Origin of the sequence: uncultured Amnibacterium sp. (genome assembly GCF_964244015.1) — a bacterium.
In the GTDB taxonomy this organism is placed as follows: domain Bacteria; phylum Actinomycetota; class Actinomycetes; order Actinomycetales; family Microbacteriaceae; genus Amnibacterium.
Map to the genome: position 1 here is coordinate 1 of NZ_CAXTHO010000026.1, position 26758 is coordinate 26758.

At 73.2% G+C, this 26758-nt stretch carries 24 protein-coding genes and 1 pseudogene; 21 read left to right on the plus strand and 4 right to left on the minus strand.

All coding sequences use genetic code 11. From position 1 onward, the window contains the following. The 3 genes from ACFE67_RS04935 to ACFE67_RS04945 all read left to right on the plus strand — a co-directional run. The coding region (locus ACFE67_RS04935; protein ID WP_375405758.1) for a hypothetical protein at nucleotides 1-496 on the plus strand (496 nt) is incomplete at its 5' end. Nucleotides 497-712: 216 nt separating this feature from the next. Next, entirely contained in the window at nucleotides 713-2467 is a 1755-nt protein-coding gene (locus tag ACFE67_RS04940) for a TIGR03767 family metallophosphoesterase (protein WP_375405759.1), read from the plus strand. 24 nt (nucleotides 2468-2491) lie between these two features. Continuing rightward, entirely contained in the window at nucleotides 2492-3946 is a 1455-nt protein-coding gene (locus tag ACFE67_RS04945) for a glycosyltransferase (RefSeq protein WP_375405760.1), read from the plus strand. Between the two features lie 73 nt (nucleotides 3947-4019). On the opposite strand, the gene ACFE67_RS04950 is transcribed toward ACFE67_RS04945, so the two are convergent. Continuing rightward, nucleotides 4020-6215, minus strand: coding sequence for a beta-glucosidase (locus ACFE67_RS04950; RefSeq protein WP_375405761.1), 2196 nt, complete (start codon nucleotides 6213-6215; stop codon nucleotides 4020-4022). A 377-nt stretch (nucleotides 6216-6592) separates the two neighbouring features. Between ACFE67_RS04950 and leuC the strand changes: the two genes are divergently transcribed. From leuC to thiL, 8 genes are all read left to right on the plus strand, one after another. Continuing rightward, complete coding sequence (gene leuC / locus ACFE67_RS04955; RefSeq protein WP_375405762.1) at nucleotides 6593-8053, plus strand: 3-isopropylmalate dehydratase large subunit; 1461 nt, start codon at nucleotides 6593-6595, stop codon at nucleotides 8051-8053. Then, complete coding sequence (gene leuD, locus ACFE67_RS04960; protein WP_375405763.1) at nucleotides 8053-8655, plus strand: 3-isopropylmalate dehydratase small subunit; 603 nt, start codon at nucleotides 8053-8055, stop codon at nucleotides 8653-8655. The genes leuC and leuD overlap by 1 nt, the downstream gene beginning before the upstream one ends. A gap of 80 nt (nucleotides 8656-8735) precedes the next feature. Further along, nucleotides 8736-10058, plus strand: a complete 1323-nt coding sequence (gene murA / locus ACFE67_RS04965) for a UDP-N-acetylglucosamine 1-carboxyvinyltransferase (RefSeq protein WP_375405780.1) — start codon at nucleotides 8736-8738, stop codon at nucleotides 10056-10058. Further along, nucleotides 10058-10822 carry a lysophospholipid acyltransferase family protein gene (locus ACFE67_RS04970; protein WP_375405764.1) on the plus strand — a complete coding sequence of 255 codons (765 nt, stop codon included), beginning with the start codon at nucleotides 10058-10060 and terminating at the stop codon, nucleotides 10820-10822. The genes murA and ACFE67_RS04970 overlap by 1 nt, the downstream gene beginning before the upstream one ends. 79 nt (nucleotides 10823-10901) lie before the next feature. Further along, nucleotides 10902-11897: an NAD(P)H-dependent glycerol-3-phosphate dehydrogenase gene (locus tag ACFE67_RS04975; RefSeq protein ID WP_375405765.1), complete on the plus strand. Its 996-nt coding sequence runs from the start codon at nucleotides 10902-10904 to the stop codon at nucleotides 11895-11897. An 18-nt stretch (nucleotides 11898-11915) separates the two neighbouring features. Further along, nucleotides 11916-12998 carry a D-alanine--D-alanine ligase family protein gene (locus tag ACFE67_RS04980; RefSeq protein ID WP_375405766.1) on the plus strand — a complete coding sequence of 361 codons (1083 nt, stop codon included), beginning with the start codon at nucleotides 11916-11918 and terminating at the stop codon, nucleotides 12996-12998. Continuing rightward, the gene (locus ACFE67_RS04985) at nucleotides 12995-13465 is read left to right on the plus strand and encodes a DUF3515 family protein (protein WP_375405767.1); all 471 of its coding nucleotides are present in this window, start codon (nucleotides 12995-12997) and stop codon (nucleotides 13463-13465) included. Before ACFE67_RS04980 ends, ACFE67_RS04985 begins: the two co-directional genes overlap by 4 nt. After that, a complete protein-coding gene (thiL, locus tag ACFE67_RS04990; RefSeq protein WP_375405768.1) occupies nucleotides 13462-14499 on the plus strand; it encodes a thiamine-phosphate kinase in 1038 nt (345 codons plus the stop codon). The genes ACFE67_RS04985 and thiL overlap by 4 nt, the downstream gene beginning before the upstream one ends. Before the next feature lie 81 nt (nucleotides 14500-14580). Here thiL and rsmD read toward each other — a convergent pair whose 3' ends face one another. Next, the gene (gene rsmD / locus ACFE67_RS04995; protein ID WP_375405769.1) at nucleotides 14581-15141 is read right to left on the minus strand and encodes a 16S rRNA (guanine(966)-N(2))-methyltransferase RsmD; all 561 of its coding nucleotides are present in this window, start codon (nucleotides 15139-15141) and stop codon (nucleotides 14581-14583) included. A gap of 139 nt (nucleotides 15142-15280) precedes the next feature. Between rsmD and ACFE67_RS05000 the strand changes: the two genes are divergently transcribed. The 6 genes from ACFE67_RS05000 to cofC all read left to right on the plus strand — a co-directional run bounded on the left by ACFE67_RS05000 (nucleotide 15281) and on the right by cofC (nucleotide 21259). Further along, complete coding sequence (locus ACFE67_RS05000; protein ID WP_375405770.1) at nucleotides 15281-17479, plus strand: ATP-dependent DNA helicase RecG; 2199 nt, start codon at nucleotides 15281-15283, stop codon at nucleotides 17477-17479. A gap of 62 nt (nucleotides 17480-17541) precedes the next feature. Beyond that, entirely contained in the window at nucleotides 17542-18033 is a 492-nt protein-coding gene (coaD, locus tag ACFE67_RS05005) for a pantetheine-phosphate adenylyltransferase (RefSeq protein WP_375405771.1), read from the plus strand. After that, nucleotides 18026-18670, plus strand: coding sequence for an MOSC domain-containing protein (locus ACFE67_RS05010; RefSeq protein ID WP_375405772.1), 645 nt, complete (start codon nucleotides 18026-18028; stop codon nucleotides 18668-18670). Before coaD ends, ACFE67_RS05010 begins: the two co-directional genes overlap by 8 nt. Before the next feature lie 71 nt (nucleotides 18671-18741). Beyond that, on the plus strand, nucleotides 18742-19710 hold the full coding sequence (locus ACFE67_RS05015) for a TIGR03557 family F420-dependent LLM class oxidoreductase (RefSeq protein ID WP_375405781.1): 969 nt from the start codon (nucleotides 18742-18744) through the stop codon (nucleotides 19708-19710). After that, nucleotides 19707-20519 (plus strand): coenzyme F420-0:L-glutamate ligase, encoded by an 813-nt coding sequence (gene cofE, locus ACFE67_RS05020; RefSeq protein ID WP_375405773.1) that lies wholly within the window; start codon nucleotides 19707-19709, stop codon nucleotides 20517-20519. Before ACFE67_RS05015 ends, cofE begins: the two co-directional genes overlap by 4 nt. After that, entirely contained in the window at nucleotides 20516-21259 is a 744-nt protein-coding gene (cofC, locus tag ACFE67_RS05025) for a 2-phospho-L-lactate guanylyltransferase (protein WP_375405774.1), read from the plus strand. The genes cofE and cofC overlap by 4 nt, the downstream gene beginning before the upstream one ends. A gap of 165 nt (nucleotides 21260-21424) precedes the next feature. Here cofC and ACFE67_RS05030 read toward each other — a convergent pair whose 3' ends face one another. After that, nucleotides 21425-22297, minus strand: a complete 873-nt coding sequence (locus ACFE67_RS05030; protein WP_375405775.1) for a hypothetical protein — start codon at nucleotides 22295-22297, stop codon at nucleotides 21425-21427. Between the two features lie 116 nt (nucleotides 22298-22413). Between ACFE67_RS05030 and ACFE67_RS05035 the strand changes: the two genes are divergently transcribed. Then, nucleotides 22414-23262 (plus strand): DNA-3-methyladenine glycosylase family protein, encoded by an 849-nt coding sequence (locus ACFE67_RS05035; RefSeq protein WP_375405776.1) that lies wholly within the window; start codon nucleotides 22414-22416, stop codon nucleotides 23260-23262. A 10-nt stretch (nucleotides 23263-23272) separates the two neighbouring features. On the opposite strand, the gene ACFE67_RS05040 is transcribed toward ACFE67_RS05035, so the two are convergent. Next, nucleotides 23273-23467, minus strand: coding sequence for a hypothetical protein (locus ACFE67_RS05040; protein WP_375405777.1), 195 nt, complete (start codon nucleotides 23465-23467; stop codon nucleotides 23273-23275). A gap of 64 nt (nucleotides 23468-23531) precedes the next feature. On the opposite strand from ACFE67_RS05040, the gene ACFE67_RS05045 reads away from it, so the two are divergent. From ACFE67_RS05045 to ACFE67_RS05055, 3 genes and pseudogenes are all read left to right on the plus strand, one after another. Continuing rightward, nucleotides 23532-25193 carry an amidohydrolase gene (locus ACFE67_RS05045; RefSeq protein WP_375405778.1) on the plus strand — a complete coding sequence of 554 codons (1662 nt, stop codon included), beginning with the start codon at nucleotides 23532-23534 and terminating at the stop codon, nucleotides 25191-25193. 204 nt (nucleotides 25194-25397) lie between these two features. Further along, on the plus strand, nucleotides 25398-26525 hold the full coding sequence (locus ACFE67_RS05050) for an ABC transporter ATP-binding protein (RefSeq protein WP_375405779.1): 1128 nt from the start codon (nucleotides 25398-25400) through the stop codon (nucleotides 26523-26525). Between the two features lie 40 nt (nucleotides 26526-26565). After that, nucleotides 26566-26758, plus strand: a pseudogene (locus ACFE67_RS05055) (spermidine/putrescine ABC transporter substrate-binding protein); the annotation flags it as partial.

Consider the following 26758-nt stretch of genomic DNA (forward strand, 5'->3'; position numbering starts at 1 on the left):
GCGGGCGCATAGCATCGGCGTCGTGCTGGGCGGCATGTTCGGGCGGGTCAGAAGGTCCGTTGCGGGGCGCCGTCGGGCCGGGGAGCACCACATCCTCGGGCTGGGGCGCACCGAGGCCCCGCCAGCGCTCGTGCACCTCCCGCGTCATCCCGCGCAGCTGCTGCGGACCGACGCATGGCTGCCGATCGCGCAGCTCGCCGACCAGCGCATCCGGGCGCACCGGAACGAGCGGCTCTCGGTCGGGGAGATGGTCGAGACCGTCGCCCACGAGGTCGGCGACGTCGTCGCCGGGCAGTCGCTCGAGTCGTCGTTCGTCGCGTGGCGGACCTGGGCCGCGGTGACCGAGACGCCGTGGCCGGCCGGCTTCCACGAGCTGCTGATCGGTGCGAACACCTCGGAGGCGGACGAGGTGGAGGTCGCGCTGCACGTGCAGTCGGACCTGGCCGAGCTGCTGCCGCAGGTCGTCGCGGCCCGGCTCAGCGAGAACGGCGCCTGACCCCGCACGCCGCCTCCGGGCGGCGGCGCGCCTGACCGCGCGGCCCCGGGCGCCGCCTGCGCGGCCATCAGCCCGTCATGCGGGATTCGCCCGCCCGCCCGTGTCGCGACATCGCGCGGGAGGGAGGGCGACCCCGACCGTTCACAGCGCCGCCACCGGCGACGAACACGCTGCCCCCGGTCGGCGGTCACCTGCCGGCGACCGGGGAGGCGACGCATGCGCGAGCGGACGAACGGGTCGATCGGCGCGATCACGAGGAGGACGGCGCTCGCGCTCGGAGCGACCGCCGGCACGGTCCTGGCGATGGGCGGGGAGGCGTTCGCGGCGACCCCGATCGCCGACGCGCCCGCTCCCGGCGTGACCACCCTGCTGCGCACCGTCGTCCGCGGCGCGCCCGACGCGCACGGGTGGCGACGGAACGTCGCCCGCGCCGGCGAGACCCATCTGGTCCGCGATGACCTCGTGCACGTCTCCGCCTCCAGGGCGAAGCGCCGCACATCGGTCGCCGCGTTCATCCACCTCACCGACATCCACGTGCAGGACGCCCAGTCGCCCGGCCGCTTCGAGTTCCTCGACCGCTACCGCGGCGGGCCGAGCGGCCCGGTGTTCGGTGGCTCCTACCGTCCGTACGACCTGCTGGCCACGCAGGTCGCCGAGAGCATGGTCCGGGCCGTGAACGAGCTGCGCACGGCGCCGGTGACCGGGCTCCCTCCCGCGTTCGCGATCAGCACCGGTGACGCGGCCGACAGCTGCCAGTACAACGAGCTGCGGTGGTCGATCGACCTGCTCGACGGCGGCACCGTCGTGCCCGACAGCGGCCGACCCGGCGTGTACGAGGGTGTCGGGAGCACCGCCATCGGGCGGCTGGATCCCACCTACTGGCACCCGGAGGGCGGGACGCGCGACAGCTACATCCGGCGCTTCGGATTCCCGCGCGTGCACGGCCTGCAAGCCGCGGCGACGCGATCGTTCGCGGCGACCGGCCTGACCGTGCCCTGGTTCACCGCCCACGGCAACCACGACGGTCTGCTGCGGGGCGGGATGTCCATCACCCATCCGCTCGCGGAGCTCGTCGTCGGCGACCGGAAGCCGATCGGGCTCCCGAAGGGCCTCGACCCGCAGGCATTCGTCGACGCGCTGATGGGTGGCGACACGACGGTGCTCGACCGGCTCGTGAAGCACGACGTCACCGCCGACGGGAGCCGGCGGCTGCTCACCAGGAAGGAGGTCGTCGCGGAGCACTTCAGCACCACCGGCACCCCCGTCGGGCACGGCCTCACCGCCGACAACCTCCGTGACGGCACCGCCTACTACGTCGCCGACGCGCCGACCGCGCCCGGTGGCTCCGGCCGCCCGCTGCGCCTCGTCGTGATCGACACGGTCAACGAGCACGGCGACGGCAACGGGTCGCTCGACCTCGAGCAGTTCTCCTGGCTGCGGCGCGTCCTCGCCGAGGAGCCCGACCGGGCGACCGTGATCTGCAGCCATCACACCTCCGAGACCATGGACAACCTGCTGGGCGGTCAGCGTCGTGCCCCCGAGCCGCGCGTGCTGGGCCCGCTGCTCGTCCGGCTGCTGCTCGCCCACCCGCAGGTCGTGCTGTGGCTGAACGGGCACGTGCACCGCAACGTCATCACGCCGCATCGCGCGCAGGGACGCTCGGGCGGGTTCTGGGAGGTCACGACCGCGAGCCACATCGACTGGCCGCAGCAGGCCAGGAGCATCGAGCTCGCGGACAACCAGGACGGCACCCTCTCGATCTTCACCACGCTGATCGACTCGGCTGCGGCGGCTGGGTGGGACGGGGGGCTCGATTCCCCGCTCGAGCTCGCGTCGTTGTCGCGGGACCTCGCCGCGAACGATCCCGACCGCTGGGACCGTCCGAGGGCCAGCGCGCTGCGGTACCGAGGCGCTCGCACGGACCGCAACACCGAACTGGTGCTGCCGGTACCCACCGGCGTCCTGCTCTGAGCGCGGCTTCGCTAGCGTCGAAGCATGCGGAGGTCGTCGGGAGGGAGAGCCGGCGCGGGGGCCGGGGAGCGCGTGCTGATCCTGTCCGCGGGCGTGGGGTCCGGGCACAACACCGCCGCGGCGGCGCTCGAAGCGGCGTGCGCGGGGCGTGACGACGTCGCCGAGGTGCAGGTGCTCGACGTGCTGCAGGTCAGCAGCCTGCTGTACCGCGAGCTGCTCGGGAAGGGCTACTTCGTCCTCGTGGAGGGGGTCCCGTGGCTCGTGGACTGGGGCTACGACGTCAGCGACCAGCCCTTCCGCCGCCGCGGCCCGCTGGACCCGTGGACCCGCGCCAACGCGCTCCCCGCGGTGAGCGCGATCAAGCGGTTCCGCCCGACCGCGATCATCTGCACCCATTTCCTGCCGGCGCAGCTCGTCGCCTCCCTCCTGCTGCGCGGAGTCGTCGACGCCAGGACCGGGGTCGTCACCACGGACTACGACTTCCAGGGGCTCTGGCTGACGAGCGCCTTCCACGCGATGGTCGTGGCGCGGGAGGAGGGCCGCGCGCAGCTGACGGCGCTCGGCCTGCCGGCGGACCGCGTGGCCGCCGCGGGCATCCCGATCGCCGCCGGGCCCGCCGACGCACCGGTCCGGGAGACGGGCCGGCCGCCGATGCTGCTGATCTCCGCCGGGGCAGCAGGCGGCGACTACGCCCTGGCGGTCGTGCGGCAGACGTTGCACATGCGCTCGGCGTTCACGGCGACGATCGTCTGCGGCCGCAACGACGCGCTGCGGCGCCGCATCGAGCAGCTCGTCGCCCCGGCGGGCGACCGCTACCGGGTGCTCGGCTTCACGTCGGAGATGTCGCAGCTGCTGCGGCGTGCGGACCTGTTCATCGGGAAGCCGGGCGGGCTGTCCGCGTCGGAGTGCATGGCGGCGGGCCTGCCGATGGTGCTCGTGAACCCGATCCCGGGGCAGGAGGTGCGCAACGGCGACTACTTGATGGAGCAGGGGGCGGCGGTGCGCTGCAACAGCACCGCGACCATCGGCTGGAAGATCGACTCGGTGCTCGGCGAGCCGGGGCGGCTGCAGCGGATGCAGACCGCGGCGGCGCGGACCGGCCGGCCCCGCGCCGCGTCGGAGGCGCTGGCCCAGGTGCTCGACGGGCCGGCGCGCCCGCTGATCGTCACCCGTGCGGCGCAGCGCACGATCCTGGACGCGAGCGAGCGCCGGATCGTCGCGAGCGACCTGACCGGGCCCACCTCCCTGGTCCGCCTCGTGGACGACCGGGTCGGCAGCACGGTCGCGCTGCTGCGAGCGGAGCAGCTCGACGACCTGGAGGCCAGGCACGCCGGTACGGGCGAGCACCTCGTGCTGCGCCGCTCCCAGGCCGCGCTGCCGTTCGGCTGGGAGGTCAGGCGGCTGCTCCGCGGCGTGCTGCTGGACGACGAGGAGCTGCCCGTCCGCGTCGAGGCGCTCCCCGGGACGCCCTGGGCCTGACCTGGGTCACTAACGGGGCCCTCCGCTGCTGATCCAACGGTGCGCACCGTCTGCTTTGCAGCGGCGGGCCCCGTCAGCCGGAGGAGGAGGAGGAGCGGAGCGGGCGGGCGTCGGCCCAGTCGGCGGGGCTGTGCTGGACCGCCTGCAGCGCCCAGTCGCCCGGGCGGGTCGACCAGCGGCGCGTCGCCGGATCACGCTGCAGCGTCGGGCCGGCGTCCAGCGCCACCTGCACGGTCGCCTTCTCGTGCGGCTGCAGGGACACCCGTGCGAACCCGAGCAGCTGCGCGACCGGCCTCCGGAGGGAGATGTCGGCGGCGTACACCTGCACGACGGTCGATCCCGCGCGGTCGCCCGTGTTCGCCACGACCACGTCGGCGGCCCCGCCGTCGTCGCCGAACCGGTGACCGACGAGGCGGTGCTCGATCGTCGTGTAGCCCAGCCCGAACCCGAACGGGAACGCCGGCGCGTGGCCCTCGGCGTCGAGCCGCCGCTGCCCCCACCGGTCGTCGTAGACGACCGCCTTCGCCGTGCGGTCGAACGGCGGCAGGTGCGCCACGTCCGTGGGCACGACGAAGGGCAGCCGCCCGCCCGGCTCCGCCTGCCCGGTCAGCACGTCCGCGAGCGCCCTGCCCCCCTCCATGCCGCCGTACCAGGCGATGAGGAGTGCCGGCACCTGCCGGCGCCAGGCCTCCGTCAGGATCGCGCTGCCGCCGATCAGCACGACGACGGTCCGCGGGTTCGCCGCGGCGACGGCGTGGACGAGGCTGACGTCGGCCGGGTCCAGATCGAGCGAGCCGCGGTCCCCGCCCCGGACGAAGCGCGACGAGAGGCGCGCGACGCCCGTGAGCACGGTCCGGAGGGGGCCCGAGCGGAACGCGCGGCTGATCGCGCCGACGTCGACGCTGCCGGTGACGACCGACTCGCCCTCGTCGTGCTGGTCGAGGCCGACGACGACGACCGCGGTGTCCGCCGCCCGCGCCGCATCGGCCGCAGCGCGGAGGTCGCGCCCGCCGACGGCGTCGATCCGAGCCCCGGGCAGCGCCTCCCGCAGGCCCTGCAGCGGCGACACCGTGGAGGGGGGCCGGACCCGTGACGACCCGTGATCGCCGAGGTTCGCCCGCTGCGCCAGCGCGCCGACCACCGCGATCCGCCGGACGGCCGCGCCGAGCGGCAGCACGGGCGCCCCGTCGACGGGCTCGTTCTGCAGCAGCACGATCGACGCCGCGGCGACCTCTCTAGCGAGCGCGCGGTGCGCGGAGGACGCGGCGACCGCAGCGCTCGGCTGCGCCGTCCCGACGGCGGCGGCGTGCAGCAGGCAGGTGCGGAGGATGCGGCGCGCCGACCGCAGCACCGTCGCGCGGGACACGGCGCCGCGCGCCAGTGCGGCGGGCAGCTCGCGGGCGCGCCGCAACCGCAGCGGCATCTCCACGTCGAGGCCCGCCTCCAGCCCGGCGACCGCGTCGTGGGTGCCGAACACCCAGTCGCTCGTCACGAACCCGGTGAAGCCCCACTCGTCCCGCAGCACGCCGGTCAGCAGCGGCCGGTTGACGTCCATGTACTCGCCGCGGACCTGGTTGTATGCGCTCATCACGGAGTCCGCGCCGGCGTCGACGACGGCCTTGAAGTGCGGCAGGTACACCTCGTGCAGCGCGTGCTCGTCGACCGACACGTCGACCTCGAAGCGCGCGTCCTCCATCGAGTTCAGGGCGAAGTGCTTCACGCAGGCCATCACGTGCGTCCGCACGCCGCGGGTCATCGCGGACCCCATCCGTCCCGTCAGCACGGGGTCCTCGCCGTAGCACTCCTGCGCGCGTCCCCAGGCGGGGTGCCGCAGGAGGTTGACGCAGATCGATGCGGAGTAGTTCGCGCCCCGCGCCCGGGTCTCGGCGCCGATCGCCTCCCCGACGCGCTCCTCCAGCTCCGGGTCCCAGGTGGCGGCCCGCGCCATCGTCACGGGGAAGGCGGTGGAGGCGCCGATCACGACACCGCGCGCGCCGTCGCTGAACCGGATGCCGGGGATGCCGAGGCGCGGGATCGCGCCGGCCACGAACGGGCGCTTGCCGAGCAGCACGGGGATCAGGGGGAGCAGCCGCCGCGGGGAGTCGCCGTCGAGCAGCCCGAGCAGCTCGTCGTCGGTCATGAGCGCGATCAGCCGGTCGGCGGCCTCATCGGCATCGACGGCCCCGGCGCGGACGGCCCGGACCGATTCGTCCCAGTCCGCTCCGGTCGCCCGGGGAGTGCCACCGGTGCTCGCGACGTCCGACCCCATACGTGAATTCTCTCTACTGCGGATGTCTCCGAGGCGGCCCCGCGGGCATCGGCGCGCAGATGTTCGGACGTCTCGTCACCTCACCCAGGAACAGTTCGCGTTCCGAACGCGATCAGGAGATCCCGCGATTCGACACCGACGCGGCGACGATCGCGGATCGGATCCGCGACAGCCTCGAGCGAGGCGACCGGCATGGGGCGCTGCGGCATCCGATCCAACTCGACGCCGCGACCGACCACGGTGGTACCGTGGGCGGATGCTTCGCGGCGCGCTGCTCCTCCTTCCGTGCCGCGACGAGGTCTGAACCCACCGGCTCCCTCGTCGCGGAGGCTCCTGCACGCCGGGACACCAGCACGCGACCACCTCGGAGAACCCGCATGACCGAAACAGCCCCCGCCCCGCAGGTACCGAACCGCGCAGGCGCCAGGACCCTCGCCGAGAAGGTGTGGGCCGACCACCTCGTGAAGCGAGGTGAGGACGGCGCACCCGACCTCATCTACATCGACCTGCACCTCATCCACGAGGTCACCAGCCCGCAGGCGTTCGACGGCCTCCGCGCCGAGGGCCGCCAGGTCCGCCGCCCCGATCTCACGATCGCCACGGAGGACCACAACACCCCGACGGTCGACATCGGCAAGCCCATCGCGGATATCACCAGCCGCACGCAGATCGAGACGCTGCGCCGCAACGCGAAGGAGTTCGGCGTCCGCCTGCACTCCCTCGGCGACGCCGAGCAGGGGATCGTGCACGTCGTCGGCCCGCAGCTGGGCCTGACCATGCCGGGCATCACGGTCGTCTGCGGCGACTCCCACACCTCCACGCACGGCGCCTTCGGCGCGATGGCGTTCGGCATCGGCACGAGCGAGGTCGAGCACGTGCTGGCCACGCAGACCCTGCCGTTGAAGCCGTTCAGGACGATGGCGATCACGGTCGAGGGCACGCTGAAGCCCGGCGTCACGGCGAAGGACATCATCCTGGCCGTGATCGCGAAGATCGGCACGAACGGCGGCCAGGGCTACGTGCTCGAGTACCGCGGCAGCGCCATCCGCGCCCTCTCCATGGAGGGGCGGATGACGATCTGCAACATGTCGATCGAGGCCGGAGCGCGCGCCGGCATGGTCGCGCCCGACCAAGCGACGTTCGACTACCTGCAGGGGCGCCCGCACGCGCCGACGGGCGCCGACTGGGACGCCGCGGTCGAGTACTGGTCCACCCTGCCCTCCGACGACGACGCCGTGTTCGACGCCGAGGTGTTCCTCGACGCCGACGAGCTCGAGCCGTTCGTCACCTGGGGCACGAACCCCGGCCAGGGCACGACGCTCGCGGGCTCGGTGCCGGACCCGGCGGCGATCGCGGACCCGCAGCAGCGCGACTCCGCCGAGCGCGCGCTCGAGTACATGGATCTGGCGCCCGGCACCAGGCTGAAGGACATCCGGGTCGACGCCGTCTTCATGGGCTCCTGCACGAACAGCCGCATCGAGGACCTGCGGGCGTTCGCCTCCATCGTCCGGGGCCGCACGAAGGCCGAGGGCGTCCGCGTCATGGTCGTGCCGGGCTCGGCCCGCGTGCGGCTGGAGGCGGAGGCGGAGGGCCTGGACCAGGTGTTCCTCGACTTCGGCGCGGAGTGGCGATTCGCCGGCTGCTCGATGTGCCTCGGCATGAACCCCGACCAGCTCGCTCCCGGCGAGCGATGCGCCTCCACCTCGAACCGCAACTTCGAGGGCAGGCAGGGCAAGGGCGGCCGCACCCACCTGGTGTCGCCGCTCGTCGCCGCAGCGACCGCGATCCGCGGCACGCTGTCGTCCCCCTCCGACGTCGAGGAAGGGGTGCTGGTCTGATGGACGCCTTCACCACCCACACCGGCATCGCTGTGCCGCTGAACCGCGCGGCGGTCGACACCGACCAGATCATCCCGGCCGTGTACCTGAAGCGGGTGACGAAGACGGGCTTCGAGGACGCCCTGTTCGCGCATCTGCGGCAGGACCCGACGTTCGTGCTGAACGACCCCGCCTTCGCGCACGGGTCGATCCTGTTCGCCGGGCCCGACTTCGGCACCGGCTCGAGCCGGGAGCACGCTGTCTGGGCGCTGCGCGACTTCGGCTTCCGGGCCGTCTTCTCGTCCCGCTTCGGCGACATCTTCCGCGGGAACGCCGGCAAGCAGGGTCTGCTCACCGGTGTGCTGCCGGAGGAGGCGATCTCGACATGCCTGGCCGCGATCGAAGCGGATCCCGGGGTCGCGGCTACCGTCGACCTCCTGGCGGAGACCGTCACCCTCTCGGGGGTCACGCACCCGTTCGAGATCGATGCCTACACGCGCTGGCGCCTCCTGGAGGGCCTCGACGACATCGGCCTGACCCTGCGCGACGAGTCGCGCATCACCCAGTTCGAGCAGGGCCGTGCAGCGTGGCGGCCTCGGACCCTTCCAGTGAGGGAATCGTGAGCACAGCCTTCAGTGCAGCACCCAACACCGCCCAGATCGCGGTCACGACCGACGCGGCGCGCGCGGGGGCGAGCGTCGGCCTGACCTTCGACCGCCTGACCATCGAGGGCGGCAAGCCGCTCAGGGGCACGGTGGACGTGCGGGGCGCGAAGAACCTGGTCACCAAGGCGATGGTCGCCTCCCTGCTGTCGGAGGACGTCAGCGTGCTGCGCGACGTGCCGGACCTCAGCGACGTGCGGGTCGTGCGCGGCCTGCTGCAGATCCACGGCGTCTCGGTGGAGGCGGGCCTGCAGCCGGGCGAGCTGCTGCTCGACACCAGGAACGTGCGACGGGCCCACGTCAGCGAGATCGACGCGCACGCCGGGTCCAGCCGCATCCCGATCCTGTTCTGCGGCCCGCTGCTGCACCAGCTCGGCGAGGCGTTCATCCCCGACCTCGGCGGCTGCCGCATCGGCGACCGCCCGATCGACTTCCACCTCGACGCGCTCCGGAAGTTCGGCGCGATCGTCGACAAGCTGCCCGCGGGCATCCGGCTGTCGGCACCGAACGGCCTGCACGGGGCGTACATACACCTGCCGTACCCGAGCGTCGGGGCCACCGAGCAGGTGCTGCTGACGGCGGTGCGCGCCCGGGGCACGACCGAGCTGCGGAACGCCGCGATCGAGCCCGAGATCATGGACCTCATCGCGATCCTGCAGAAGATGGGCGCGATCATCTCGGTTGAGCCGAACCGGGTCATCCTCATCGAGGGCGTGACCGAGCTCAAGGGCTACGCGCACCGCGCGATCTTCGACCGCAACGAGGCCGCGTCCTGGGCCTCCGCAGCGCTCGCGACCCGCGGCGACGTGTTCGTCAAGGGTGCGGTGCAGGAGCACATGATGACCTTCCTCAACGTGTTCAGGAAGGTCGGCGGCGCCTTCGACGTGCTGGAGGACGGCATCCGCTTCTACCACCCGGGCGGGTCCCTGAAGCCGGTCGTCATCGAGACGGACGTGCACCCCGGGTTCATGACCGACTGGCAGCAGCCGCTGATCGTGGCGCTGACGCAGGCGGACGGCGTCTCCACCATCCACGAGACCGTCTACGAGAACCGCTTCGGCTTCACCAGCGCCCTGCAGAAGATGGGCGCGGACATCCGCGTGCACCCGCGCGGCTTCGCGGCGCCTGCTCGGCGGGTGCCGCGCCGCGAGCTCGAGCAGGCGGCCGTCATCACCGGACCGACGCCGCTGCACGGCGCCGACATCGAGGTGCCGGACCTGCGCGGCGGGTTCTCGCACCTGATCGCCGCGCTGACCGCCGAGGGCACGAGCACCGTCCGCAACGTGGGGATCATCAGCCGCGGCTACGAGAGCTTCGGCGAGAAGCTGAAGGGCCTGGGGGCCCGCTTCACCGTCGACAGCTGATGGCCGGAGGCGCGAAGCCCCTGGTCGGCCGGCCCTTCGCCGAGAAGCGTCGGCCGTCGGTGTGGTGGTTGATCGCCGGACCCGCGGCCCCCGCGGCGCGCGTGCTGGCGAGGACCCGGATCCGGAACGCCGAGAAGCTGCCCGCGACCGGGGCGTACATCCTCACGCCGAACCACATGTCCAACATCGACCCGGTGGTCGTGGGGGAGGCGGTGTGGCGCGTCGGGCGCGCGCCGCGGTTCCTCGCGAAGGCGTCGATCTTCCGCGTACCGGTGGTCGGTGCGCTCATGCGCGCGATGGGGCAGATCCCGGTCGAGCGAGGCGGCGCATCCCGCGGGGCGATCCCGCTCTCGTCGGCGAAGCGGCTCGTCGATCAGGGGCAGGGCGTCATCGTCTACCCGGAGGGGTCCCTCACGCGCGATCCCGATCTCTGGCCGATGCGCGGCAAGACCGGCGCGGCGCGGCTGGCCCTGCAGCTCGGGGTGCCCGTGATCCCTGTCGCGCACTGGGGCGCGCAGGTCCTCATGCCGGTGAACACGACGAAGCTGCGCCTCCGCCCCCGTGCGCACGTCGAGCTGATGTTCGGCGACCCCGTCGACCTGTCCGACCTCGGCCGCATCGCCGACAGGGCGGCGCTCGCCACCGCGACCGACCGCATCATGGCCGCGATCACGGGCCTGCTGGAGGAGCTGCGCGGCGAGACCGCGCCCACCGAGCGCTGGAACCCGACCGAGCACGGCCAGACCGAGATCGGCACCTTCTGATGCGCACTCGCACTGTTCATCTTTCAGGAGTTTTGGCGGAGCCAAAACTCCTGAAAGATGAACAGTGCTCGGTGGTCGCGTGAGGGTCGCGGTACTCGGCGCGGGCAGCTGGGGCACGGTGTTCGCGAAGGTGCTCGCCGACTCGGGCAACGACGTCGAGCTCTGGGCCCGACGGGATTCGGTCGCGCGGGCGATCGAGCACCGCCGTCGCAACGACGACTACCTACCCGGGATCGCCCTCCCGGACGAGATCGAGGCCACGAGCAGCCTGCCGCGCGCGCTTCGCGGCGCCGAGATCGTGTTCCTGTCGGTACCGAGCCAGTCCCTGCGCGGCCTCCTCCGGGACGTGGGTCCCGTGCTGCCGCCCGGAGCGATCGTCGTGAGTCTCATGAAGGGCGTGGAGGACGGCACCGGCCTCAGGATGAGCGCGGTGATCCGCGAGGTGCTCGCGCTGCCGGACGACCGGGTCGCGGTCGTGTCCGGCCCGAACCTCGCGCTCGAGATCGCGCGGGAGGAGCCGACCGCTGCTGTCATCGCCTCCTCGGACGTCGACACCGCGATGCGGGTCGCCGCCGTCTGCGCGAACCGCTACTTCGGCACCTTCGTGAACTCCGACGTGATCGGCACCGAGTTCGGCGGCGTCCTGAAGAACCTGATCGCGCTCGCGGTCGGCATCGTGGTGGGCGTCGGCTACGGCGACAACACGAAGGCGTCGATCCTCACCCGGGGACTGGCGGAGATGAGCGCGTTCGCCGCCGCGTTCGGCGCCCAGCCCGACACGCTCGCAGGTCTCGCGGGCATGGGCGACCTGATCGCGACGAGCGAGTCGCCGCGCTCCCGCAACAACCGCGCCGGCCGCCTCCTGGGGCAGGGCTACACGAAGGACGACGTGCTGCGCACGATGGACCAGGTCGCGGAGGGGCTCGCCTCCCTCGAGCCGGTGCTCGCGCTCGCCGCCGAGAAGGGCATCGAGATGCCGATCTGCACCCAGGTGTCGCGGGTCATCGCCGGCACCCTGCACCCCCGCGACATCGCCCCGCACGTGACCGCGGGCCCCGTCCCCGTCGGCGAGTAGCCCGGTAGCCTCGAACCCGTGGCGGAGAAGACGCGCGTGGCGCTCGTGTTCGGCGGCAGGTCGAGCGAGCACAGCATCTCCTGCGCGACTGCCGGAGGCGTGCTCGGCGCGATCGACCGCGAGCGGTACGAGGTCGTCCCCGTCGGTGTCACCCGCGAGGGCGCGTTCGTGCTCGAGCGCGACGACCCGGCCGCGTACGCGCTGGACCCGGAGGACTTGCCGGAAGTCCGCGACGACGGCTCCCGCGTGCTCTGGCCCGACTCGACGACGCATCACGAGCTGACCGTCCGTCGCCCCGACGGGACCACCGACTCGCTCGGCCGCATCGACGTCGCCTTCCCGATCCTGCACGGGCCGTGGGGCGAGGACGGCACGATCCAGGGGCTGTTCGAGCTGATCGGCCTGCCCTACGTCGGCAACGGCGTGCTCGCCTCCGCCATGGGCATGGACAAGCACTTCACGAAGACGGTGCTGCAGGCCGCCGGGGTGCTCGTCGCGCCCTGGATCACGCTGCAGCGGGCCGACCTGACCGGCGATCCGACGTTCCTCCGCCGTCGCGTCGCCGCGCTCGGCTACCCCGTGTTCGTGAAGCCGGCTCGGGCCGGATCCTCCGTCGGCGTCTCGAAGGTGGAGGACCCGGAGGGACTCGACCGCGCCCTCGAGGTCGCGTTCCAGGAGGACTCCCGCGTGCTCGTCGAGCGCGGCGTCGTCGGCCGCGAGCTCGAGATCGGCGTCCTCGGCAGCCGCACCGGCGGGGCGGCGCGGACCTCCGCGGTCGGCGAGATCCTCGTCACCGGCCGCGAGTTCTACGACTTCGAGGCGAAATACCTCGATGCCCCTGGCGTCGACCTCGTCTGCCCGGCGACGCTCGGCGACGGCGAGCAGCTGGACCTCGAGCGGACGGCGCAGCGCGCGTTCGAGGCGATCGACGGCCGCGGCCTCGCCCGCGTCGACCTGTTCCTGACGGAGGAGGGCTTCGTCGTCAACGAGATCAACACGATGCCGGGCTTCACGCCGGTCTCGATGTTCCCGCGGTGCTGGCAGGAGTCCGGCCTGTCCTACCCGGACCTGATCGCGGAGCTGGTCGAGCTCGCCCGATGAGGTGGGCGCCCCTCCTGCCCGCCGCGATCGCCGCCGCGCTGCTGCTCGCCGGCTGCACCCCCACCGTGTCCCTGAATCCCGCACCGGAGGCGACGAGCGTCGGCTGCGCGGGCGTGGTCGTGCGGTTGCCCGATCGCGTCGCCGGCGCTGCACGACGGACGACCGACGCGCAGGGCACCGCCGCATGGGGGACGCCCGCGAGCGTCACGCTCCGCTGCGGGGTCGCCGTCCCGGTGACCACCGACTGCACGACGATCGACGGCGTCGACTGGCTGACGCAGTACAGGTCGATCGACGACAGGGACTGGCTCGTCTACACGACCTACGGGCGCAGCCCCGCGACCCAGCTGCTCGTCGACCGTGACGGGGTGATCGCCGACACGGTCCTGACCGCCCTGTCCGACCCGATCGCGGCGGCGACGAGCAGCACCGGTGTGCGGTGCCCCTCGGGCTCGGAGGCCTCATGACCGACGATCTCGCGAGCGTCGGGGAGCGCGCGGCGCTGGCCCGGATCATCCCGCGCCTCCGCACGCGGCGCAGGTCGCCCGACGGCGTGATCCTGGGCCCCGGCGACGACGCGGCGATCCTCGCGGCACCCGACGGCCGGGTGCTGCTCAGCACCGACGCGATGGTGGAGGGGCCCGACTTCCGCCGTGCCTGGTCCTCGTTCTGGAACATCGGCTACAAGGCGATCGCGACGAACCTCGCCGACATCGCGGCGATGGGCGGGCGGCCGACCGGCCTGCTCGTCGCGCTCGCGGCGCCGGGGGACACCCTCGTCACCGACCTCGAAGAGCTCGCCGGCGGCATGGCGGACGCCTGCGGCCGGCTGACCCGTGGGAGGGGCCTCCCGGTGGTCGAGGTCGTCGGCGGCGACCTCACCCGCTCGCCCGTCCTCTCCGTCTCCGTCACCGTCGTCGGCTCGCTCGACGGACGGGAGGCGGTGCTCCGGTCCGGTGCCCGGCCGGGCGACGCCATCGGGTACTGCGGCCTCCTCGGCCATGCGAGCGCGGCCCTGCGCCTCCTGTTCGCGACGGGTGAGGACGACGCCGCCGCGATCGAGGACCTGTTCACCCGCAAGCACGCCCTGCTGATGACGCAGGTCGCACCGACGCCGCCGACCTCGGCGGGGATCGTGGCGGCGGAGGCGGGCGCGACGGCGATGCTCGACGTCTCGGACGGGCTGCTGCTCGACGCGATGCGCATCGCGGAGGCCAGCGGCGTGATCCTCGACCTGGACCGCTCGGTCCTCGACGGGTACGTGGACGATCTGCTCGACGCATCGCAGGGGAAGCGGGTGGCGGTGCCGCCGCCGAGGCGGGAGGAGGCGCTCGCGCTCGTGCTCGGCGGCGGCGAGGACCACGGCCTGCTCGCCTGCTTCCCCGGCGAGCCGCCGCAGGGTTTCCGCAGGCTCGGCACGGTCCGCCAGGGCGCGCCAGCGGTGATGATCGACAGCGAGCGCGCCGACCCGACCGGCTGGGACTCCTTCGCCCCCTCCTGACCCCGCCCGCAGCGCGGACTTGCCACTGGATGCCCTCCGCGCGGCGTGTCGAGGGCATCCAGTGGCAAGTCCGCGCTGCGCTCAGGCGGGAGCGAGGAGGTGGACCGCGGTGTCGCCGTAGGTGCGGGTGCGCTCCAGGAGGAGGGTCGGCGGCAGCGGCGGCGCGGGGGCGCGCGAGGAGCGCTCGACCAGGACGACCGCGTCCGCCGTGAGCAGCGGCGCCAGCGCGAGCAGGTCGGCGGCCACGTCGGCGTCCGGGAGGTCGTAGGGCGGGTCGAGGAACGCCAGCCCCACCCCGCCCGAGGCCTGCGCGAGGAACGAGCCCACGGCCTGCTGCACCGCTCGAGCATCGATCGGCCCCGGTGCGGAGCGGCGGAGGCGCGCGATGTTGTCGCGGATCACGCGCACGGCCCGGGGGGCCTTCTCGACCAGGACGACGGAGGCGGCGCCGCGGCTCAGCGCCTCCAGCCCGAACGCGCCCGACCCGGCGTAGAGATCGAGCACCGCCGCTCCCGCGATCGCGTCGCGCGACTCGAGCATCGAGAACAGCGCCTCGCGCGTGCGGTCGCTCGTCGGCCGTGTGCCGTCCGCCGGCACCGCGAGCTGCAGGGAGCCGGCCCACCCGGCGACGATCCTCGGCACCGCCCAAGCCTCCCGCACCTCACCGCGGACCGCGCGCCCCGCTGATCGAGGTGCGAGCGAAGCGAGCCTCGAGATCACTCCGCGGATCCCTGTGGACGCAGGCGTGGGCGCTGTCGGTGCGGGTTCGTACGATGGATCCATGGCAGGGCCGCTCGATCAGCGTCTCGACGGTGTCGTGGGCGAGCGCACCGCGAAGCTCCTCGGCAAGCAGCTCGAGCTGCACACCGTGGGGGACCTGCTCGCGCACTACCCGCGCCGCTACGTGAAGCGCGGCGAGCTGAGCCGGCTCGACGCGCTGCCGCTCGAGACGGACGTGACGATCGTCGCCGAGGTCCTCCGCTCCACCTCCAGATCGCTCCAGGCGCGCCGCGGCTCGATGCAGGAGGTGCTGATCTCCGACGGCACCGGCACCCTCTCCCTCGTCTTCTTCAACCAGCCGTACATCGCCGACGAGAAGGCCCCGAACGCGCTCGTGCCCGGCAGGCGGGGGCTGTTCAGCGGCAAGGTCAAGCTCTACAAGGGCATGCGGCAGCTCGCCCACCCGCAGCACGCGCTCTTCACCGAGGACGGGCAGGCGCCGCCCGACAAGGAGACGGATCCGGAGGGGGCGCGGGCGTGGGAGGAGACGCCGCTGCCCATCTACGCGGCGACGGCTTCGCTGCCGTCGTGGAAGATCGAGAAGGCGGTCGACCTGGCGCTCGCCGGGATCGCGGGGCTCGACGACCCCATGCCCCTCGAGGTGTGCCGCACCGCCCGCCTGATGGGCTTCGAGGCGGCGCTGCGCCGCATCCACCGCCCATCGCACGACGGCGACTGGGTGCAGGCGAAGCGCACCCTCCGCTTCCACGAGGCGTTCCTGCTGCAGACCGTGCTGCTGCAGCGCCGTGCGGTCCGGGCGATGTTCGCGGCGACACCGCGCTCTCCCGCCGCGGGCGGCTTCCTCGCGCGGTTCGACGCGATGCTGCCGTTCGAGCTGACCGCCGACCAGCGCCAGGTCGGCGCCGAGATCGCGGCCGACCTCGCCGGCGACGCGCCGATGCACCGGCTGCTGCAGGGCGAGGTCGCGTCCGGCAAGACCCTCGTCGCCCTGCGCGCGATGCTCGCCGTCGCGGAGTCGGGCGGCCAGTCCGCCCTCCTCGCCCCCACCGAGGTGCTCGCGGCGCAGCACCTCCGGTCCATCGTGCGGGTGCTCGGCCCCGACCTGGCTGCCGAATTGATGCCGACGCTCGTGACCGGGGCCATGTCGATGCCGGAGCGCCGCCGGGCGGCGCTGCGCATCGTCACCGGACAGGCGCAGATCGTGGTCGGCACCCACGCCCTGCTGTCGGAGAGCACCGAGTTCGCCGACCTCGGCCTGGTCGTCGTCGACGAGCAGCACCGGTTCGGCGTCGAGCAGCGCGAGCTGCTGCGGCGCAAGGGCAGCGCCCCGCACACCCTCGTGATGACCGCGACGCCGATCCCGCGCACGGTCGCGATGACCGTCTTCGGCGACCTCGAGACCTCCACGATCCGCACGCTGCCCGCCGGTCGTGCGCCGATCACGACGCACGTGGTCCCGCTCGCGGAGAAGCCGCGGTGGCTGCCGAACGTATGGCGACGGGCGGGGGAGGAGATCGCGCAGGGTCGTCAGGGCTACGTGATCTGCCCCGCCATCGGTGCGACCGAGGACGAGGGCGACCTGCTGCCACCGGATGCGGAGGGTCCCGGGCCCATGGCGACCGTCCCCATGGCGACGGTGACGGCGGTGCTGGCGGACCTCCGCACCCAGCCGGCGCTGGCCGGCGCCCGGATCGAGGCGCTGACCGGACGGATGACCGGCGACGAGAAGGACGCCGTGATGACGGCGTTCGCGGACGGCCGCATCGACCTGCTGGTCGCGACGACGGTGGTCGAGGTCGGCGTCGACGTGGCGAACGCGACGTTCATGATGGTCCTCGACGCGGAGCGGTTCGGCGTCTCGCAGCTGCACCAGCTGCGGGGCCGCGTCGGTCGTGGCGGGCTGCCCGGCCTCTGCCTCCTCGTCACGCACGCGGAGGCGGGCACGCCTGCGCTCGAGCGGGTGACGGCGGTCGCGAGCACCACCGACGGGTTCGCGCTCGCGCAGGCGGACCTCGAGCTGCGCCGCGAGGGCGACGTGCTCGGCGCGAGCCAGTCCGGTGGCCGCTCCCAGCTGAGGCTGCTGCGCGTCACCCGCGACGGCGACATCATCGAGCGGGCCCGCGAGGCCGCCGCGCAGACGCTGCAGGGCGATCCGGCCCTCGACACCCACCCCCTCCTCCGCGCCGCGATCGAGCGCTCCAGCGACGAGGAGTCGCGGGCGTTCCTCGACAAGAACTGAAGCCCCCTCCGTTTTGTAGGAACGCAATTCCTACAAAACGGAGAGTGGGGGAGGATGGTGCGATGCGGATCGCCGTCGTGCCGGGCTCCTTCGACCCGGTCACCCTCGGGCATCTCGACGTCATCGGCCGGGCGACCGCGCTGTTCGACCGGCTGTACGTCGTCGTGACGCACAACCCGGGCAAGTCGGCCCTGCTCGGCCTGGACGAGCGCGTCCGCCTCCTGCGGGCGTCCCTGGCGGACGCGGGCATCGAGGGGGTGCAGGTCGACTCCTGGTCGGAGGGGCTGCTGGTCGACTACTGCCGCCGCGTCGGCGCGGAGGCGATCGTCAAGGGCCTCCGGTCCGCGACCGATGCCGGCTACGAGACCCCGATGGCACTGGTCAACCGGGATCTGACCGGTGTCGAGACGCTGTTCCTCGTCGCGCAGCCCGCCACGAGCCACGTGTCCAGCTCGCTCGTCCGGCAGGTCGCGGCGCTCGGCGGCGACGTCTCGCCCTACGTGCCGCGGGTCGTCGCGCAGGCACTGCAACCGGAGGGGCCCGTCCGTGGCTGAGGTCGTCGCCGTCTGCACGGTCCACCAGCTGCTGCCGGATCGCGGGGTCGGCGTGACCGCGATCGACAAGCGGCCGGTCGGGAAGCCGTTGCGGGTGCGCAAGCTGGGCATCCACGGCGACGTCCAGGCCGATCGCAAGTGGCACGGCGGCGAGGACCAAGCCGTCTACGCCTACGCGCAGGAGGACGCGGACTGGTTCGCCACCGAGTTCGACCGGGCGATCCCGCCCGGCCTGTTCGGCGAGAACCTCCGCACCAGGGGGGTGGACGTCTCCGGCGCGGTGATCGGCGAACGGTGGCGCATCGGCGAGAAGGCGGTGCTGGAGGTGACGAGCCCGCGCATCCCCTGCGGCACGTTCGAGCGCCGGATGGGCGTCAAGGGCTGGGTCAAGCGGTTCGAGGACCACGGCGCCCCCGGCACGTACTTCCGCGTCGTCCGCTCGGGCGACGTCCGGGCCGGCGACCCGGTCGAGATCGTGGAGCGCCCCGACCACGGAGTCACGATCGGCGGCTGGTTCAGCCGGTCGAGCCCCGAGGACGCGCAGGCGCTCATCGACGCGCACACGGCCGGCACGATCCGCCTCCAGCCCGACCTCCGGCGGCACGCCGACAAGGCGCTCGCGCTCGTCACGGCGTGACCGCGACCGGACGGTTCCGTCCGGGGTGGAAGGATGCTCGGGTGTCTACGCTCCAGATCGGCTACGCCGCGATGCTCGAGCAGTTCCATCCGACGGAGGCCGTCGCCCTCTCCGCGTACGCGGAATCGAAGGGGTTCACCGGCGTCATGGCGGCGGACCACTTCCAGCCGTGGGTGCCGGCCCAGGGCAACAGCGCCTTCGTCTGGAACGTGCTCGCCGCGCTGGGCGAGCGCACGATCGGCGACTTCGGGCCCGGCGTGACCGCGCCGACCTTCCGCTGGCATCCCGCGATGGTGGCGCAGGCGTCGGCGACGCTGGCGGCGATGTACCCGGGACGGCACTGGCTCGGCCTCGGGTCGGGGGAGGCGCTGAACGAGCACGTCGTCGCGGGCTACTGGCCGGAGGCGCCCGAGCGGATCAACCGCATGTTCGAGGCGATCGACCTGATCAACCAGCTGTTCTCCTCCTCCCAGGCCGGCAAGGACACGAAGTTCGAGGGCAAGTACTACAAGCTCGAGTCGACCCGGCTCTGGACCATGGACGAGCGGCCGCCGATCCTCGTCGCGACCGCCGGGCCCATCACCGCGAAGCGTGCGGGCAAGGCCGTCGACGGCCTGATCACCGTCGGTGCGCCGCTCGAGAAGATCTCCGGGCTGTTCGAGCGATTCGACGCGGGGCAGCGGGAGGCGGGCAAGGACCCCGCCACGGCGCCGAAGGTGCTGCAGGTCCACCTCTCCTGGGCACCGACCGACGAGGAGGCGCTCGCGAACGCCATGACCGAGTGGCCGAACGGCGGGATGAAGTTCCCGAAGGGCGACATCCGCAGCCCGTTCGAGCTCGAGCAGATGGCGAAGATGGTGCGCCCGGAGGATTTCGAGGGTCGCCTCGTCATCTCCTCGGACCCGGACGTGCACCTGAAGGCGCTGCAGCGCTACGCGGACCTCGGGTTCGACCGCATCTACCTCCACAACGTCGGCAGGAACCAGCGCGAGTGGATCGACCTCTTCGCGCGCGACGTGCTGCCGAAGCTCCATCGATGACGGGCGCCGTCATCCGCTGCTGGGCCCCGGACGGCGTCCCGGAGATCGAAGCGGGGGACGACCTCGCTCACGCCCTGATCGCGGTGGTCGGCGACCTCGAAGCCGGCGATGTCGTCGTGGTCTCCAGCAAGGTCGTCTCGAAGGCGGAGGGCCGGCAGGTCGTGGCCGACGACCGCGAGCAGGCCATCACCGACGAGACCGTGCGCGTCGTCGCGGTGCGCGAGGCGCGGGGAGGCGGGTTGACGCGGATCGTCGAGAACCGGCTCGGCATCGTCGGCGCGGCCGCCGGCGTGGACGCCAGCAACGTCGCGCCCGGCACGGTCCTGCTGCTGCCGGTGGACCCGGACGCCTCCGCCGCCCGCCTCCGCACCGCGTTCATCGCGGCCGCCGGCGTACCCATCGGCGTCGTCGTCACGGACACGCTCGGGCGGCCGTGGCGGCAGGGGCAGACCGACATCGCGATCGGCGCGGCGGGGGTCGAGGTCGTCGACGACCTGCGCGGCCTGCCCGACGCGACCGGGCGCCCGATGAGCGTCACCGTCGTCGCGATCGCCGACGAGATCGCCGCGATGGCCGACCTCGTCAAGGGCAAGGCGGAGAACCGGCCGGTCGCGATCGTCCGCGGCCTCGGCCGGTACGTCCTCGACGTCGACGGCCCGGGCGCGCGGTCGATCGTCCGGGTGGGTGAGCAGGACATGTTCCGGCAGGGCAGCAGCGAGGCATACGCCAGCGGGTACTCCGACGGCTATGCGGAGGCGACGAAGCAGACCGGGGACGTCACCGTCGCGGTCGATGGAGGTGCGTGGTGATCGACTGGGTGGTCCTGATACCGGTCAAGCGGTTCGACGAGGCCAAGACCCGCCTCGGCGACCGGCCGGACCGGGCCGCGCTCGCCGAGGCGTTCGCGCGGGACACGATCGATGCCGTCGCGCGCTCGCCGCGGGTCCGGATGCTGCTCGTCGTGACCGACGACCCCTGCCTGCTCGAGGACCTCAGCCTCCCGGTCGCCGTCACCGTGCGGCGGCAGCAGGCGCCGGGCCTGAACAACGCGATCGCGACCGGTCTGCGCCTCGCGCAGGACTGCTGGCCGGAGTACGGGGTGGCCGTGCTGGCGGGCGACCTGCCCGCGCTCACCTCCGAGGACCTCGAACGGACGCTCGAGTTCGCGGAGGAGATCCCGCTCGGCGTCGTCGCCGATACGCAGAGCACCGGCACCGTCCTGATCACCGGGCAGCCGGGGATGCCCCTGCTGCCCGCGTTCGGTGTGGGTTCCGCCTCGCGCCATCGGGATCTGGGGCATCGCCTGATCCGCGGCACCGAGCGGCTGCGCCGGGACGTCGACACTCCGGAGGACCTCGTGGCCGCGATCCGGCTCGGGGTCGGCTCGCACACCGCCGCCGTCCTGGAACGGGACTTCGCGGACTTCTCCGCCGGACCGGCTGCCGCGGGCATCGCGGTACCCGTGCGGGGAGCACGCCCCGACCGCCCGGGCGTCTGGCGGCCGTCGAAGGCGTACGGGCTCAAGGGCCCCGGCTCCGGCGCGCGCTAGCGGCGCGTGCTCGCTGACGGGGCCCTCCGCTGCAGATCGGACGGTGCGCACCGTCATATCAGCAGCGGTCGGCCCCGCGAGACCCGTGCGGACACTCACGCGGCAGGGTCCGACCGTGCCCCGTCGAATCGCGGGTCAGCGCGCCTCGCTCACCCGGCCCGGGTCTCAGGCGCACCCGACCGGACGGGTCTCCCGCGGCCATGCCGCGACGTCCTCCGGGGTGCCGACGTAGGCCACGGCGTGACCGGGCGCGAGCCAGAGTCGCCTCGCGCCCAGGTGGTAGCCCGTCTCGACCGAGTCCGCCGGCAGCGCGAGGTGCACCTCCGCCTCGGCACCGAAGTACCCGGCGAGGTCGGCGCTCGGCCGGTCGACGAACGTCTCGCCCCCGGACCCTCCGATCGCGCCGCCGTCGAGGTCGAGGAAGGTCATCTCCTGCCACCCGCAGTGCTCGGGTCCGCTGGACGAGACCACCGTCGTGGTCGGCACGCGGTCCCCGTCCCGGTCGGACCAGACCTGCACCCCGTACGCCTCGCTCACCGCGTCCGGGAAGTCCGCGAGGTCGCATCTCGCCCACGACTCGACGTACCAGCCGAGCCCGTCCGCGTCCGCGCCGGCACCCGGGCCGGCCGGGCCGCGCCGCACGACCACCGCCTGCCGCGCGATGCCGTGGTACGACGTGGTGAAGAGCACGCGGTCGCGCTCCGTCCGTTCCCGGGTGAGGGAGCGGGTGGCCAGATCGAAGACGCCCTCACCGGAAGCGACATCGAGCGCGCCGTCCGCCGTCGTCGCGACCGCGCCGCCCGTGTACGGGCTCGCCGCCGAGCCGCCGACTGGCGTGCTCGAACAGCGGACGACGACTCCCGCGGCGCCCGGCCGGTCGGCGGCCGTCAGCGGCGGCGGGGTCAGGGACCCGGCGTAGGGCGTCCGGTCGGCGGTGGGTGAGCCCGCGATCCGGACGCCGTCCGAAGCGCTCGCGCACCCGGTCATCGCCAGCACGACCGCGAGGGCCAGCGCGACCGCAGGGGCAGGAACCGTCATACCAGGCAGTGTCCTCCCGCCCCCGATTCCTCTCACCGCACGCTGTGCCGCGGCGGACCCGCGACCGCCGGACCTGGGCCCCTGCCGACGTCGGTGGGGAGGAGGACGCTGAGCGCATGACAGCGACGACGGTCGACATGGAGGTCCGCGGACCATGGTCCCTCGCGACCGGCAGGGCGTTCTGGGAGGGGTTCGCACCCGCTGCGCTGCCCGCAGCGCGCGGGGACGACCTGACGACCGTGCTCCTGGTGGAGGCGGACTGGTCGCGCGCCGAGGCCTCCGTCGCGCAGGACGGCGGCACCGCTGCGATCACCGTCGACGGGGACGGCGACCTCGACGCGGCGGCCGCGCAGGTCGCGCGCTTCCTGGCCCTCGACGTGGATGCGACCTTCTGGCCGGCCGTCGGGGAGCGGGATCCGGTGATCGCCGAGGTGCAGGCCGGGCTGCCGGGGCTGCGGCCGTGCGGCTTCCACTCGCCCTACGAGGCGGCCGCGTGGGCGGTGCTGTCGCAGCGCATCCGGATCCCGCAGGCGGCGACGCTCCGGTCGCAGCTCACCGACCGGCACGGCGATCGCGGCGCGTTCCCGGCACCCGCGGTGCTGCGCGGACTCGAGCTGGACCTCCCGGGCCGGAAGGCGGAGTACCTGCGGGCGGTGGCCGACGCGGCGCTCGACGGGCTGCTCGACGGTCTCGCGCTCCGGTCGGTGCCGCCCGAGGAGGCGATCCGGCTCGTGCAGCAGGTGAAGGGGATCGGGCCGTTCGCCGCAGAGCTGGTCGTGGTCAGGGGTGCGAACGCGCCCGACGCGGTCCCGCATCACGAGCGGCGTCTCGACGACGAGATCACCGCCCGCTACGGCGACGGCGCGACGGTCGACTCGGTCTCGGCGGCGTGGCGCCCGTTCCGCACGTGGGCGGCGGTGCACCTCCGCGCGGCCCGTGAGGGCCGGCTGCACGAGTTCGGCTGAGCCGCAGGGGTCAGCTGCGACCGTCGAGCCGGTCGAGGAGGAAGATCGGCACCGGCAGCGCCGCCGACAGCAGCAGGATCCCGAGGCCGAAGAAGACCGGCAGGAACACCTCGTTCGTCGGCGCGAGCGCGAACGCGATCGGGAAGCAGGCGATGCTCGCCAGCAGCAGCACGATTCCGATGACGCCACCCACGATGTGATCCACGGAGCCATCATCCCGCATCCCGGTGCGAAGCAGCAGGCGCGTCGACCGATACGGTGCGGGAGTGATGACCCGACCCCTCGTCGTCGCCGGATCGCGCCTCTTCACCGGCCGTGCCCTGCATCCCACGGCCACCGCCGTCGCGCTGCGGGACGGCGTGATCGCCGCCGTCGGCTCGCTCGCGGAGGCGCGGGAGGCCGCCGGTACCGACGCCGAGATCGTCGACGTGCCGGGCGGACTCGTCGGGCCCGGCTTCATCGACGCGCACGTGCATCCGGCGCAGGGCGGAGGGGAGCGGCTCGGGTGCGATCTGACCGAGGCGTCCGGCGCCGACGACACCCTCGCCAGGATCCGCGCCTACGTCGATGCCCATCCGGACGACGAGTGGATCACCGGCGGCGGCTGGCACATGGCCGACTTCGAGCGGGGGACACCGCGGGCGGAGCTGCTCGAGGGGATCGCCCCCGGCCGCAAGGTCTTCCTGATCAACGCCGACCATCACGGCGCGTGGGTCTCGCCGGTGGCGCTCGCGGCCGCGGGGATCGACGCGCGCTTCCCCGACCCGGCGGACGGGCGCATCGACCGCGATCCGGACGGCAGCCCCTCCGGCACCCTGCAGGAGGGCGCGATGGACCTGCTCGCGGACCTGCTCCCGGTCCCCACGCACGAGCAGTCCGTCACCGCGCTCATGGAGGCGCAGCGCTATCTGACCGGGTTCGGCGTCACCGGCTGGCAGGACGCGATCATCGGCGACTACTCGGGCGTGCAGGATCCGACCGACGCGTACCGCTCGGCCGTGGAATCGGGTCTCCTGTCGGTCCTGGTCTCCGGCGCGCTGTGGCTGGAGCGCGGGTTCGGCGTCGACGACGTGCCCGACGTCGTCGCCCGGCTGGTCGCCGCGCGCGACCGGATCGGCGACCGGCGCGGGCCGACGGGCGGCCGGTTCCGGGCGACGAGCGTCAAGATCATGCTCGACGGGGTGCCGGAGAGCAGGACGGCCGCCATGAAAGCGCCCTACCTCGATGCGGACGGGCGTCCCACGGAGGTCACCGGGCCCACGCACTTCGCACCGGAGGTGCTGAACGCGGTGGCGCCGGCGCTCGCCGCGGCCGGCTTCCAGCTGCACGTCCACGCGATCGGGGACCGGGCGGTCGCGGAGGCGGTGCACGCGATCGACCTCGCGAACCGGGTCGCCGACGGCGCGTGGCTTCGGCACCACCTCGCGCACCTGCAGCAGGTCGACCCGGCCGACCTGCCGGCGATGGCGCGCGTCGGCGCGACGGCGAACATCCAGGCGTTCTGGGCCTGCCGCAGCGACCAGATGCTCGACCTGAACCTGCCGCTCGTCGGGGCGGAGCGGTTCGAGCAGCAGTACGCGTTCGCCTCCATGGCCGCAGCGGGGATCCCGCTCGCGATGGGCTCCGACTGGCCGGTCTCGACGCCCGACCCGTGGCAGGCGATCGCGGTCGCCGTCACGCGGCGGGAGGCGGGCTCGACGCGGGAGCCGCTCGGTGCGCAGGAGGCGCTGACGCTCGAGCAGGCGCTCACCGCCGCCACGCTCGGCTCCGCGCGGGTCACGCACCACGACACGGCGGGCCTGCTCGAGGTCGGCCGCCGCGCCGACGTCGCCGTCGCGGATCGCGACCCGTACCTCCAGCCGCCGGACGCGCTGCACGAGGTGTCGACCGCGGTGACGGTCAGCGCCGGTCGGGTCGTCCACTCGCGCTGAGCCCCCTGCGCACGCCGCGGTTTCCGTCGCGGAAGGCCCGGTCGACTGCGATTCCCGCAGCGTCAGCCCGTTTCGATCGTGTAAAAGCTCGGTCACGGTCGGGTGCCGGAGTTGTGGCGGCGAATCGTCGACCCGTACGTTCAGGAGGTCAGAGACGCGGCTGCCGGTCGCGTCACGACTTTTCTGCGAGGAGTGCCCGACCCGATGACCGATACCGCGCTCGCAGCCCCGCCCGTCGATCTCGTCGCCGGCGACTCCGGCAGCGGGCACGTGTCGCTGTCGGGCATCTCGAAGCTCTACGGCAAGAGCTGGGCCGTCCGAGGTCTGGACCTGGAGATCGCCGGCGGCGAGTTCATCTCCCTCCTCGGCCCGAGCGGCTGCGGCAAGACCACGACGCTGCGGATGATCGGCGGCTTCGAGCTGCCCGACGAGGGCGAGGTGACGATCGGCAGCACGGCGATGGGCGCCACGCCGCCCCACCGGCGTCCCGTCAACACCGTGTTCCAGAGCTACGCCCTGTTCCCGCACATGTCGGTGGCGAAGAACGTCGCCTACGGCCTCCGGTACTCGGACGTCCCGCGGTCGCAGGTGCCGGACCAGGTGTCGGAGGCGCTCGGGATGGTGCGGATGAAGCACCTGGCGAGCCGCATGCCGGCGCAGCTCTCCGGGGGGCAGCAGCAGCGCATCGCGCTCGCTCGCGCGCTCGTGAACCGGCCCGCCGTCCTCCTGCTCGACGAGCCGATGTCGGCGCTCGACCGCAAACTCCGGGAGGAGATGCAGATCGAGCTGAAGCTGCTGCAGCAGCAGCTCGGCATCACGTTCGTCTTCGTCACGCACGACCAGGAGGAGGCGATGACGATGAGCGACCGGATCGCGGTGATGAACGGCGGCCGGATCGAGCAGATCGGCTCGCCGACCGACGTCTACGACCGGCCCGCCTCCGCTTACGTCGCCGGCTTCATCGGCCAGCAGAACTTCTTCGACGGCACGGTGACCGCCAGCGACGCGGCGACCACGGCGGTGGCCTCGGCGGACGGCGCGATCCACCTGACCCGCTCCGCCGCGGTCGCCAGCGGTCAGCGTGCGACGGTCGCGGTCCGCCCGGAGTCGGTGGTCATCACGACCGGCGAGGCCCACGACGAGCCGAACGCCGTCACCGCGACCCTGATGAGCGTGAGCCGGCTCGGCTCCTACCTGCAGATCGTCACCATCACCGCGACCGGGCAGAAGATCATGGCGCGCGTCCCCTGGGGCGTCGAGACGCCCACCACCATCGGCACCGTCGTGACGTGCCGCTGGCACGCCGACGCGCCCCTGATCTACCCCGTCTGATCCGCCCGGCGTCCGACGCCCGAACCGAAGGAGCACGCCCGTGCCCGAGCGCCCCCATCTCGACGTCCTGATCCCCTCCTCGATGCGCAAGGAGCTCTCCCGGCGGATGTTCCTCAGCGGGGCCATCGGCGCGGGCGCCGCTGCGGCGCTCGCGGCGTGCGCCCCGTCGACCGGCGGCGCCGGCGCCGGCGGCAGCGGTTCGCTCAGCCTGTACACGTGGGGGGAGTACGACG